This window comes from Pseudomonas sp. PH1b, from assembly GCF_000633395.1.
Taxonomy (GTDB): Bacteria; Pseudomonadota; Gammaproteobacteria; order Pseudomonadales; family Pseudomonadaceae; genus Aquipseudomonas.
Genome location: NZ_AYMU01000022.1, coordinates 98,935 through 109,681, shown reverse-complemented (window position 1 = coordinate 109,681; position 10,747 = coordinate 98,935). Strand labels below are relative to the sequence as shown.

Genomic DNA, 10,747 nt, shown 5'->3' with positions numbered 1-10,747 from the left:
ATACCCAATTTGCTGATACGTTGAAAGACGGCTCAGTACCCGAATTTCTTGACGACCATAGAGCGTTGGAACCACCTGATCCCATCCCGAACTCAGAAGTGAAACGATGCATCGCCGATGGTAGTGTGGGGTTTCCCCATGTGAGAGTAGGTCATCGTCAAGATTAAATTCCGAAACCCCAATTGCGAAAGCAGTTGGGGTTTTGTTTTTGCGCGAGATAAAAGCCGCGGGAGATGGATGCCTCGGGTGACACTGCCCGGCTGCCAGCATCCGGTGACAGTGCCAAGGTTTGGGTTTTCTGCAAAAGCTTCTCTGGCAAGCGTCCTCATGCCTCGAGCATGAGGTGCAGGCAGCGGCCTAAGACTGGCCAGGACCCTTCAGTCTTCAACCCCTGCGCCGTCCCATGCTCCCCCGGGCCACTCATGTACTGGGGCACTCTGGCTCCTTCAGCCCACGAAGAGCAGGGGGACCTGGGCTAACCCTCTATCCGTGCGGCGACATGCGCCATGCGGCTTTCAGAGCCCTTTCGCCAAGCGCTATTCCACATAGCGCAGCCATAGATAGCTCCGATCGGAAATAGCCTTGGTGACGACTGAAATCAAGGCTTGCCGGTGTTCATCGCCGGTGTTGTAGAGCGCACAAAAGTCAGCCGCCACAGCCTTGGCTACGGATGGCTCGGGAGGCTCTGCACGCAGGAAACCAAGATAAGAGGCGCCCACCCCCATCAACTCATAACCATGGGTGAGAGCAAAATGGCGCGCGACGGCAAAATTTTGCGCGGGGTTGAGGTCGCAACTGAAATAGCCGTTGGGAAAAGCAGCCAGCGCCTGACAGGCATGTTCGACTGGAACCAGAAGTGCCGAGAGGGGCTGGTCGAGCAGTGAAACAGGATTCTCCTGATAATCAATCCACTCTTGAAGAGCTTGCTCGTCGAGGGTCAGGCCATGGGCGCAGGCGTCTTCGAACGAGGAGGCTGCGACCAGATCGGTGAAATTGCGCAAGCAGATGGCAAACTCGGCTTTGGTGGTTGGATAACCCAGGTACTCCCCGTCCTCGAAGCATTCGGGAGGCAACCCGACGATGTCCTGATCGGAGGCGTCGTCCAGGCCCAGATTGTTGCGCGCGTGCCCGGAGGTGTAGCGGGCCTGGGACAGGTCATCAAGCGAGATGAGTGGTCTGAAGCCGGGGTGGTTGGCTGCGATCTTCCGATAGGCCTCAATCAGCTCATCCAGGCTGGAAATTGCACTCAGGTTGTACTCATCGCATGTGCCTACGGCTGGGTTTTCAGGCTGTGCGTTCCCGCGAAATTGGATATCCATCAAATTGCTACCTGCTTCAGGTTGATACTGGGGTAAATGAGTAAATCTCAGTAGGGGGGTATGGCCGGATACGACGTAGAAAGCGATTGCCTTTTGACTATTCATCCCTGAGCCGCTCACAAGCGGCCTGCAGAAGATCGGCGTAACGGCCCTCGGGTAGGTTCAGGTGCTTTTCCAATACACAGCACAGGTTCCCCAAGGCTCTTTGTTCTGCTTGATTTTCAAGGGTCAACCGATCGCTGTTGCTGAAGCGGCTGACGAATTCGGACAGCACTATGGCTTCATCCGGAGTCAGAGGAATGAAGAGCGTGTGGTCGGATACTGCAGGCATGTCAGTTGTCCTCTGGCGGATAGCGTCCTTCGATGACCGACAGGAGTCAGGCTTGAGCAGGGCGATGGTGAGTCAATCGAACTGGCTGAAGAACTCCCCCGAGATCATTTGCTCCAGAAACGCCTTCTGCTCGGCGGTCACCAGGCTCCTGGGGGTATAGCCATGTTCATCGGGAGGTGCGAGCAAACGGGCCTGGGTTTCCCTGGCGACTAGGGCCAGGGCGGCTTTTTCCGCGTCGGAGATCACTGCGAAATAGGTCTCCAGGGACTCCAGCATGCGCACGGACAAGTCCTGTTCCAGATAGTCCTCATCGGTAAACATCAGGTGCCAGATGTAATCGAATGCCAGGTTGGCCAGGGTTTTCATCGTGTCGGTGTCCTTGCAGGAAAGAGTGGCGGCATGCTCATTGACGGCGCTATCCGTAAGCCACGACATTCTACCTTGAGCCATTGGCCCAGATCTGGTGAGTGATCATCGATCACGACCCGGTACTGTCTGGGAGGGCATGTCCTCCAAGCCTGCCGGCACCATAGACTTAAGTTATCCTGCTCACCGACATAACCCCTTTGGATGCAGACGATGGACCGTGCAGCGGTGATAACAGTGGACTTGAGCGCCGTGACGAGCTCTCGGCAATTGCATCTGACCTTGAGAGACGCCCTGGATTTTCCCGACTGGTACGGCTGTAACTGGGATGCGTTCTGGGACGCCATCAGTGGGCTGGTCTGCCTGCCTCTTCACATTCAGTTCGTGGGTTGGCCGGCGCTGTGCCAGCGCCTGCCCGAGGATGCGCGCTTGATGACGGAATGCCTGGCCAGGATGACGGTCCAATACCCGGAGTCCGCCGCTGATGTAGGGTTTGACTGAATGCAGGTGTTCCTGCGCCAAGGCAGCCCACCCGACCAGGCCGCAGAAAGATGATTGATAAGCGCACAACAGATCATTCAATGGAGAAGCGATTGAGCATCCAGGACCATCCCGAGGACTACAAGCAATTGCGGCAGGCGGTGGCCTTGCTGGAGTCTCCCTCCTTGACTGCGAGGATCTCCGGCCTGATCGGCTCGCCCATCGAGAGCGCGGTCAAGGCCTTGCCGGCATCGGTCTCGAAGAAGATCAACGGCGCCGTGGTGGCGGCCTTGCATTCCTCCGCCGACGCAGCGTTGTGGAGCCTGGAAAACAGCCCGAAGAAGCAGGCATCGAACCTGTTGCACAAGGTCTATGCAGCTACCTCGGGTGCGGTAGGTGGGGCCTTTGGTTTTGCCGCTTTGTTTGTCGAACTGCCGATCTCCACCACCATCATGATGCGCTCGGTGGCCGATATTGCCCGCAGTGAAGGTTTCGACCTGGATGACTTCGCCACCAAGCAGGCGTGCATCGAGGTGTTTGCCATGGGCGGCAATACCCAGGCCGATGACGCTACGGAAACCGGCTATTACATTACCCGCAGTTTCACTACCCAGGCCATGCAGCAATTGTCCAAGGAACTGGCGGCCATGGCAGCGAAGCAGGGTGCCGGCGCCGCAGGCAGGCTGTCGCCGGGGCAGGTGGGCAAGTGGCTGGCGCTGCTGATCGAGAAAGTCGCTTCGCGTTTCGGCGTGACCATCTCCAGCAAGTTCGCAGCGCAAGCGGTGCCGGTGATCGGCGCCTTTACCGGCGCCACCATCAATGCACTGTTTACCGACTTCTACCAGGACATGGCCCGCGGGCATTTCATCGTCAAACGCTTGGAGGAGAAGTACGGCTTCGAGCCGATCAAGGACGAGTACGCGCGAATCACCGCCCGGCTGGGTGCCCGTTGAAGTCCTGGGTCCGATGAGCGATTTCCCCCTGCTCGACACCCCGCGCCTGCGTCTACGGGAATTGACCCGGGCCGATGTTCCTAAGTTGTTCGCCATTCACTGCGATGCCGAGGCCATGCAGTGGTTCGGCACCGAGCCACTGACCGAGTACGCTCAGGCCGAGCAGTTGCTGGCCTTGTTCGCCAGTTGGCGGACCTTGCCCAACCCGGGTATTCGCTGGGGCATCGAGGGCAAAGCGGAGTCCGGGCTGCTGGGTACTTGCGGCTTGTTCAAATGGAACCGCCAGTGGCGCAGTTGCGCCATAGGTTTCGAACTGGCGCCAGCGGCCCAGGGCCAGGGGTTGATGGGCGAGGCGCTGCACGCCTGCGTGCGCTGGGGGTTCGAGCATATGGCGCTGAACCGGATCGAGGCCCAGGTGCACCCGCACAACCTCAAGTCTCTCAGACTGTTGGAGCGAGTGGGGTTTGTCCGGGAAGGTGTATCAAGAGAGGCGGGTTACTGGCTGGGTGCCCATCATGACCTGGTTCAGTTGTCTCTTTTAAAGACCGATGTCACGGATTGATGCCGCGAGCAGGAATCAGGTTTCGCTTTACCCCCAGGCGCTGCACTGGGTGCTCGCGACATCACTCAATGTCCGTCATCCACCGGATCGTGGAGGTTCACGATCGGCCCCAGGCCATGGAATGAGGGAAACACCTGCCTTGAGTCGATCTTCAAACCTTGTGCCTGCGCGCACTCCCGGGTTTGTGTCGAATTCCAGGTACGGCGCTCGCCAGTGTAGGTGTGGATGAGTTCGCTGCTGTCCCAATACAGACGTTGCAACAAGCGCTCGAACTGAGTCAGCCAGTCCTTATCGATAGCGTAGAAATCCTTGAAGTACATGGAAAAATGTATCAAGTGGCCGTAATAGCAATGCTCCCGGGAGTTTGGCAACAGGCTGAACAGCGGCTTGCTGATCATTGCGCCGGTCACCGGCAAGCTGTGCAGGATGGCCTGGTTGTAGGATTGGGCTTCGGGCGAAGCATCGAAGCAGTGAATGAAACCGTAGAGGATGCTGCTCATCGGTGGATTGTTCTCCAGACTCGGCTATCTGCAACTGATAGTTTGGTTTTGCTTGGCCAGCTGTTTGATCGACCGTGCTCCCGCGAGCAACTTCTCAACAGCGCTGGCGTTGGCTGAATACAAGTGAATCAGCGGCGGACGGAAATCATTCAGGGCAACGGCTTCCTTGGTCCACGGGATCCCCTCATAGCCGGTGCCGCACTTCTTCCCAGGTCATGGTCGAGGTTGGCTGCACTGATATTACCGGCCTTCAACCGCGCGACGACTTCATCTGGCCGTTAGTGCGAACCCAGCCTTCAGGGAGGTGCGCCTTTAAGGCAGGTCTTCAGCGTCATGGCAGCGTTTCCCTGTCTCGTCGAGGCGCGGCCGTCACGCCAGTCTTTTGCGCAGAGCCTCGAGCGCGGCCTCGGCGTACCAGACTTCGACGTCAATCTCGATGCCGTTCAGAACCTCGGGAGCCAGCTCGATGCGCGTGGCAATGCCCTGGCTGGCGAGCAGTCGTTGTGCTTCCTGGAGGCGCCTGCGGCTGGCCGTCAGCCAATGGGCCTGCTCTCCGGAGAGCAGTGCAAGGGCTTGGGGATAGGTGCATGCAAGCTTGCGTCGCAAGTTGATCAGCGCTGGCTTGTCGTCACGCCCAAAGGCCGGAGCCAGTACATAGACGCCACCGGCAGCAGCCCGCAGGTCATATTTGTCCTGCAGGTACTCCTCAACGCTGGTGCAGTTGGCAACTGTCTCGATGGCGCCGGTTTCGACGTCGACCAGATGGGCGCTGACACCTACATAACAGTACTCGGCCAGCCCGTGTACGACGTAGTCCTCGCTGTTGCAGCAAACGGCCCAGTAGTCGCCTCTGGTGGTCAGGGTGCACGACTGGATAACAAAGCGTTCCTCGACTCCCTCCCGTAGAATGCCGGCGTGGTCGGCCAGGACCCTGGCACATGCTTGTTGCGCGGATAACATCGATCCATGACCTTTTTCAATCGTTGCCGGCCCGAGTACCCAGCGTGATGCGGGATCTGGCGGGAGCGCACCAGCAGGCGTTGTTGAATGCACAACAGGATACCAGCCCATGAGGGACGAGATGAAACCCAACCCTGAACTTCGCTTGTGGGCCGTGCTGCTGTCGGGCGGTCTGGTCTATGCCGGGGCCAAGGGGCTGGTCAACGGCTGGAATGGGGCGCAACTCTTCTCCGGGTTTCTGTTCGGCACGCTGATCGCCTTGTGCCTGGGTATTCCCCTGTTGCTGTTGAGCGATCGTCGATGCCCCGGCTTCAGAGGGCGGCATGTTCTCAGTGGTCTGATCCAGGCTCTGGTGGCCTGTCTCCTGATACGGGTTTCGACCCTGCAACTGGTGCTGTTGTCGCTGGGAGGAGGGCTGGCCTGGAGCGCGCTGTACAGCCTGCTGGAGAGTGCCGTACAACGGCTTGCGGTATCCGAGCGGCCGAGTGGGTGGCGGTTGCTGGCGCTGCCCCTGGCGGGCGCCCTGACCCTGGGCGGCCTCGCTGCCTTGCTCTATCCCAAGGGCTCGGAAACTGTGGTGGTACTGCTTCTCGGTGCCGCCATCGGGGCCTGGCTGAGCATGTTGGTCTGTTGGCCAGTGCAATGGCTGGTGGAGCGCTGGCTGCGCACTGCCTGGCGCCATGTCATTGGCGGCGGGCTCAGTGGTGGCTTGATCGGCGCGTTGTCGGGGGTGCCCTGGCCTGTGATCAATCCCCAGGGGCCAGGTGCTGGCATGGGCTTCTGGGGGCCGCTGCTGACCCATGGAATCGTGCCCTTTGTGCTGATAGGGTTGCTGGCCGGTGGACTGTTCAGCTTGCTCAATCGGCTGTTCCGGCAACCCGGTGTTGCGGCCGGAAACTAGACGGCAAACCCTAATCCGATGCATGACCCAGGAAGGCGTCTCGAATGAACGATAACCCCATCACCCAGGTTGGTTTCGATGCTGAAATGCTCTGCCTGGAATGGGCTGATGGCCTGCGGCTGCGCCAACCCCTGAAGCGTTTTTCTGCGCTGCAGGCAGCCAGCGACCAGCAGCGTGCGGATTGCTTGATCCAGGCCCGAGGGCGCTCGGTGTGCTGGCCGCACCTTGCGCCGGACGGCATCACCCTGGAGGGCCACGACTGGATCTGGGAGCACCTGTGCGAGCAGGCCATGGGGCGCTTGAAGGCCTTGGATTGGGCGCTGGATGCCCTGTGTTCCAGGGATCAATCCATCGTTGCCCTGTGGCGCCTGGAGGCGGACGGCTACAACGGCGGTTTCCTGCAGTTCTTCTGCAACTGGGGCGAGCAGACCTGCCAGCTGGCGCTGAATGCCTTGGCGGCCATCGGCGCTCACGCCACCCACGAGCTGGTCAGCCGGCAACGGCAGTTGATTGCGCACCTTGAGGATCATCCCGAACTTGAGGGCTTGTGGGACATTCCGGGGCTGTTGAGTGATGAGCAGCATGAGCTGATCAGTGGCGAGCTGGATGAGCAGCTCTGGTCGGCGATGGAAGAGCTGCCGGCGCTGGCGGCGGATTATTTCTATGGGGGCTGAGGGGGAAGCTGGTCTCGGTGGAACCGGCATCCACCTCAAGTTCCGGGACCGATACGCAGATTCGCAATGCACGCGCTGATCAGCCAGAAAGATGGCTTGGCCTTGTCTGTCAGTAGCAAGGCCAGCGAAGCCGATCGCATCCTCAGCGTGCGACTACAGGGCACCCAGTTCGATGCTGCAATCGTCGTCGGCAATGAGCCGGTGGAAGGTTGTGCCCCATTGCCTGATTTCCTGCGGCTGGCGGCTGATCTGTCTTCTGGTACGCCGCTGCAATGGCGCTCCATGTGCCTGGAGCTGGGGTTCCAGGCGAGTGTCAGCACGTTCGCTGCAGCGCCGCTCATGCTCAGGGTCTTTATGGGGTCGACCTCTGACGATGAGTGCGACTGGCAGGTCAATGCTTCGTTGTTGCTGTGCCCTGTGCAACTGCGTGAGTTTGCCGACGCACTGGAAGTGGCTTGAAACCGGCGGCTTCAGGTTGCCGTTTGCCCAGCCAATTCGAGCAGCCCCGAGACGCGCGGGCACGCGGGGTTTGCCTGAACTGCCCACGATACTCCACGGACACTTCAAGCGTTGGCTCCGGGCCCCCGAAGCGTGCTGTAATGCCGCGCCCAATTATGGCCAATGGACTGCAGCTCATGACCCAACCCCGTATTCGCGCCCTGGCGCTGTGCATTTTTCATCAGGCGGGCAAGATCCTGGTCAACCGCTTCCATGATCCGCACACCCTGCAGTCGTTCTTTCGTCCCTTGGGCGGCGGTATCGATTTTGGCGAAAGGAGCGAGCAGGCCATCGTCCGGGAAATACACGAGGAGCTGGGGCTGCCTATCCACCAACTGCGGCTGATCGGCACTCTGGAAAGCCTGTTCGTCTATGCCGGCAAACCCTGCCATGAAATCGTCCAGGTGTATGACGCGCGGTTCGAGGACCCGAGCCTTTATCAGCGATCCCATCTCGATGCCCAGGAAAGCGACGGCGCGCCCTTCACCGCCAGTTGGCATGACAGCAGCAGCTTCACCGCGCAGTCGCCGCTGGTTCCCGAAGGGCTGCAGGACTTGCTCGAACAGTCGGGAATGCTCGGCTGAGGCGCTCGGCGAAAGTGCCTCATGCAACATGACGAGGGCCGGCGCCAGTGCCTGTGGGATTGGCGCCGAGAATTCGTCGAGGAGGTTTGCCCGGGTGTTGGCTGAGCGAGCCTGATCAGTGCCCCGGACAAGCCGTCCGGGGCGTAGTGCATCAGAAGTCCCAGCGGGTACTGAGCATGAAGTTGCGGGGTTCACCGTAGGCCGCCGAGTTATAGAAACCGACGTTGGTGTAGTAGGACTTGTCGAAGATATTGTTGACGTTGAGGGTGGCCGAGAGGTTCTTGCTGATCTGGTAGCGGGTCATCAGGTCCACCAGCCAGTAGGCATCCTGGGAGATCTCCTCATTGCGCTGCAGGGGCGAGTTGTAGAGCGAGTTCCAGCCCCGGCTTTGCCAGCGCAGACCGCCGCCGACGGTCAGCTTGTCCAGCTCGCCCTTGAGCTTGTAGCTGGTGTAGAGGTTGACCTGGTCCTCGGGCTCGAAGGTGGAGATCTTCTGGCCGTCATCGTCGCGCACGATCTTGTGGGTATAGCCGGCCTGGACCTGCCAGCCCGGGCTCAGTTCGCCGGACACTTCCAGCTCGTAACCCTTGGTCACCGCCTTGGCGCCCTTGAAGGCATAGTTGTCCGGGGTCGGGGTCTGATTGTTGTAGGCGTCGTCGGGCACCGAACGGTTGGTCTCGTGCACTTCGAAGTAGGCCAGGCTGCTGTTCAGGCGCCCGTCGAGGAATTCGCCCTTCAGGCCCAGTTCGTAGTTCTGTCCTTCGTCCGGCTCCAGCAGCCTGCTGTTGCGATCCTTGTTCCAGCTTTCCTGGGGCATGAAGATATCGGTGTAGCTGGCGTACGCGGTGAAGTAGTGGTTCAGGTCGTAGGTCGCGCCGACGTAGGGGACGAAGCGTCCGGTTTCCTTGTAGGACGGTGTTAGCCCGGTCAGGTGGTAATTGACCACACGCCCGCCCAGCAACAGCTTTAGTTCATCGGTCAGGTTCAGTCGGGTGGTCATGTAGGTGCCGGTCTGGCGCACCGTGTCGTCGGTGCGTTGGGCTGGCGCGCCCCAGATCGGCCGCTCGATCTTGCCGTTCCAGTTGTAGAAATCCACCACATTGCCGTTGGCCCCTGGAAAGTCGGGGCTCCAGTAGCCCTTGCCGGTCCAGCGCGAGGTGCCGATGGAGCCGCCGATCACCAGTTCATGCTCGCGGCCGAACAGGTTGAAAGGTCCACTGGCATAGAGGTCGGCGGAATCGCTGGTGGTGTCTCCGGTGTACTTCTGCGCGTTGATCTTGGCCGTGCCGTCGGTCTGCGGCTCGTCGAACTGGATCGAGCCGAGTTCGGCATGGTAGCTGTTGATCTTGTGGTCCAGTTGCAGCTTGGTGACCCAGCCATCGCCCAGGTCGTGCTCGAGCATGGCGAAGGCGGTGCGCGTGTATTGTTCCCAGCCGCTCCAGGTGGTGCCGTTGTTATAGGAGCGCGACATGCTGTTATGGCCGCCCTGAGCGTTGATCAAGGGGAAGGTGCCCGACCAGCTGGAACCCTTGGGAATGTTGTCCTGATAGTCACCGCCCACCGTCAGCAGGGTGTCGGGGGACAGGTCGAATTCGAGGATGCCGTAGTAGGTCGAGGTCTTGCGTGAGTAGTGATCGAGAAAGGATTTCTTGTCCTGGTAGGCCGCCACCGCCCGGCCGCGGACATTGCCGGTTTCGGTCAGCGGGCCGCTGACATCCAGTTCGTTGCGGTAGTTGTCCCAGGAGCCCACGCCCAGGGTGGCGTGGCCCTGGAAGTCGGCGGTGGGCTTCTTGCGCACCAGGTTGATGGTGGCTCCCAGGGAGCCGGCTCCGGTGAGCAGGCCGGGGGCGCCCTTGAGTACCTCGACCCGGTCATAGATGGCCATGTCGCTGAGGGTGTTGCCTGCCGAATAGGCAACGTTGCGCACGGTGGAGGGGATGCCGTCGTACTGGAAGTTGTTGACCGAAAAACCGCGAGCGTAATAGTTGGTGCGGTCGGTGTCGTAGGCCGACACGGTGATGCCCGGGGTGTGGCGCATGACGTCGTCGACGTTGTTCAGGCCGAAGTCCTCCATGTGCTGGCGGGTGATCACGGTGATGGACTGCGGTGTCTGCCGCGGGCTCAGGACCAGTCGGGTAGCGGTGGCGATGGTGCCCGGGGTGTAGGAGCCGGACCCTTCGGTGACGGTGCCCAACTGGTTACTGATGATTTGCGAGGCCCCCAGGTCCATCGAGCCCTCGGCCTGGGGTTGGCGCACCAGCATCACCCCGTTGGCGCCGTTGGGCTCATACCCCAGCGCGGTTCCGGCGAGCAATCGGGCCAGGGCCTGGGTGGCGCTCATCTGGCCACTGACCCCCGGTGATTCCAGGCCCTGGGCCAGGTCTGCCGAATAGGCGATCTGCAGGCCGCTCTGCACGCTCAGTTGATCCAGGGCATTGGCCAATGGCTGGCGGGCGATGTTGAAACTGTGGGTGTTCTGTACCTGGCTGGAAGCAGTGCCTGATGCGGGCTGGGCAGCCAGGGCCTGGGTACACGCCAGGCAGATGGCCAGGGCCAGCAGGCTGCGGCAAGGAAGCGGGTTGTGGGTTGAAAGGTGCATGCGAGCCCCGTGCTGAATAG

Annotated in this window: 13 protein-coding genes and 1 rRNA gene; 8 read left to right on the top strand and 6 right to left on the bottom strand. The window is 60.5% G+C overall.

Going from position 1 to position 10,747, the window contains the following annotated elements; all coding sequences use genetic code 11:
- The first annotated feature begins 47 nt into the window (after positions 1-47).
- Positions 48-163 (top strand): 5S ribosomal RNA (rrf, locus tag U873_RS0128035).
- 373 nt (positions 164-536) lie between these two features.
- Here the strand turns inward: rrf and U873_RS0128030 are convergent.
- From U873_RS0128030 to U873_RS0128020, 3 genes are all read right to left on the bottom strand, one after another.
- Entirely contained in the window at positions 537-1,319 is a 783-nt protein-coding gene (locus U873_RS0128030) for a hypothetical protein (protein ID WP_025131404.1), read from the bottom strand.
- A 97-nt stretch (positions 1,320-1,416) separates the two neighbouring features.
- Positions 1,417-1,650 carry a hypothetical protein gene (locus tag U873_RS0128025; protein WP_025131403.1) on the bottom strand — a complete coding sequence of 78 codons (234 nt, stop codon included), beginning with the start codon at positions 1,648-1,650 and terminating at the stop codon, positions 1,417-1,419.
- A gap of 72 nt (positions 1,651-1,722) precedes the next feature.
- A complete protein-coding gene (locus U873_RS0128020) occupies positions 1,723-2,016 on the bottom strand; it encodes a hypothetical protein (protein WP_025131402.1) in 294 nt (97 codons plus the stop codon).
- Positions 2,017-2,229: 213 nt separating this feature from the next.
- Between U873_RS0128020 and U873_RS0128015 the strand changes: the two genes are divergently transcribed.
- From U873_RS0128015 to U873_RS0128005, 3 genes are all read left to right on the top strand, one after another.
- Complete coding sequence (locus tag U873_RS0128015) at positions 2,230-2,517, top strand: barstar family protein (protein ID WP_025131401.1); 288 nt, start codon at positions 2,230-2,232, stop codon at positions 2,515-2,517.
- Between the two features lie 80 nt (positions 2,518-2,597).
- A complete protein-coding gene (locus U873_RS0128010; protein ID WP_025131400.1) occupies positions 2,598-3,449 on the top strand; it encodes an EcsC family protein in 852 nt (283 codons plus the stop codon).
- A 13-nt stretch (positions 3,450-3,462) separates the two neighbouring features.
- A complete protein-coding gene (locus U873_RS0128005; protein ID WP_025131399.1) occupies positions 3,463-4,011 on the top strand; it encodes a GNAT family N-acetyltransferase in 549 nt (182 codons plus the stop codon).
- 65 nt (positions 4,012-4,076) lie between these two features.
- Here U873_RS0128005 and U873_RS0128000 read toward each other — a convergent pair whose 3' ends face one another.
- On the bottom strand, positions 4,077-4,511 hold the full coding sequence (locus U873_RS0128000; protein WP_025131398.1) for a hypothetical protein: 435 nt from the start codon (positions 4,509-4,511) through the stop codon (positions 4,077-4,079).
- Between the two features lie 369 nt (positions 4,512-4,880).
- Positions 4,881-5,471: a hypothetical protein gene (locus U873_RS0127995; RefSeq protein WP_029978702.1), complete on the bottom strand. Its 591-nt coding sequence runs from the start codon at positions 5,469-5,471 to the stop codon at positions 4,881-4,883.
- Between the two features lie 121 nt (positions 5,472-5,592).
- Between U873_RS0127995 and U873_RS0127990 the strand changes: the two genes are divergently transcribed.
- The 4 genes from U873_RS0127990 (at position 5,593) to U873_RS0127975 (ending at position 8,128) form a co-directional block, all read left to right on the top strand.
- Positions 5,593-6,372, top strand: coding sequence for a hypothetical protein (locus U873_RS0127990; RefSeq protein ID WP_025131396.1), 780 nt, complete (start codon positions 5,593-5,595; stop codon positions 6,370-6,372).
- Positions 6,373-6,416: 44 nt separating this feature from the next.
- The gene (locus U873_RS0127985) at positions 6,417-7,046 is read left to right on the top strand and encodes a DUF4375 domain-containing protein (RefSeq protein WP_025131395.1); all 630 of its coding nucleotides are present in this window, start codon (positions 6,417-6,419) and stop codon (positions 7,044-7,046) included.
- Positions 7,047-7,112: 66 nt separating this feature from the next.
- The gene (locus tag U873_RS0127980; RefSeq protein WP_025131394.1) at positions 7,113-7,505 is read left to right on the top strand and encodes a hypothetical protein; all 393 of its coding nucleotides are present in this window, start codon (positions 7,113-7,115) and stop codon (positions 7,503-7,505) included.
- 176 nt (positions 7,506-7,681) lie between these two features.
- Entirely contained in the window at positions 7,682-8,128 is a 447-nt protein-coding gene (locus tag U873_RS0127975; RefSeq protein ID WP_025131393.1) for an NUDIX hydrolase, read from the top strand.
- A 151-nt stretch (positions 8,129-8,279) separates the two neighbouring features.
- Here the strand turns inward: U873_RS0127975 and U873_RS0127970 are convergent, their stop codons facing one another.
- Entirely contained in the window at positions 8,280-10,727 is a 2,448-nt protein-coding gene (locus U873_RS0127970) for a TonB-dependent siderophore receptor (protein ID WP_025131392.1), read from the bottom strand.
- Between the last annotated feature and the right edge of the window lie 20 nt (positions 10,728-10,747).

Coding starts and splice junctions, on each gene's coding strand:
- U873_RS0128030 (WP_025131404.1), bottom strand. CDS start 1,319: ATGGATATCCAATTTCGCGGGAACGCACAGCCTGAAAACCCAGCCGTA.
- U873_RS0128005 (WP_025131399.1), top strand. CDS start 3,463: ATGAGCGATTTCCCCCTGCTCGACACCCCGCGCCTGCGTCTACGGGAA.
- U873_RS0128025 (WP_025131403.1), bottom strand. CDS start 1,650: ATGCCTGCAGTATCCGACCACACGCTCTTCATTCCTCTGACTCCGGAT.
- U873_RS0127990 (WP_025131396.1), top strand. CDS start 5,593: ATGAAACCCAACCCTGAACTTCGCTTGTGGGCCGTGCTGCTGTCGGGC.
- U873_RS0128020 (WP_025131402.1), bottom strand. CDS start 2,016: ATGAAAACCCTGGCCAACCTGGCATTCGATTACATCTGGCACCTGATG.
- U873_RS0128010 (WP_025131400.1), top strand. CDS start 2,598: ATGGAGAAGCGATTGAGCATCCAGGACCATCCCGAGGACTACAAGCAA.
- U873_RS0127970 (WP_025131392.1), bottom strand. CDS start 10,727: ATGCACCTTTCAACCCACAACCCGCTTCCTTGCCGCAGCCTGCTGGCC.
- U873_RS0127985 (WP_025131395.1), top strand. CDS start 6,417: ATGAACGATAACCCCATCACCCAGGTTGGTTTCGATGCTGAAATGCTC.
- U873_RS0127995 (WP_029978702.1), bottom strand. CDS start 5,471: ATGTTATCCGCGCAACAAGCATGTGCCAGGGTCCTGGCCGACCACGCC.
- U873_RS0127975 (WP_025131393.1), top strand. CDS start 7,682: ATGACCCAACCCCGTATTCGCGCCCTGGCGCTGTGCATTTTTCATCAG.
- U873_RS0127980 (WP_025131394.1), top strand. CDS start 7,113: ATGCACGCGCTGATCAGCCAGAAAGATGGCTTGGCCTTGTCTGTCAGT.
- U873_RS0128015 (WP_025131401.1), top strand. CDS start 2,230: ATGGACCGTGCAGCGGTGATAACAGTGGACTTGAGCGCCGTGACGAGC.
- U873_RS0128000 (WP_025131398.1), bottom strand. CDS start 4,511: ATGAGCAGCATCCTCTACGGTTTCATTCACTGCTTCGATGCTTCGCCC.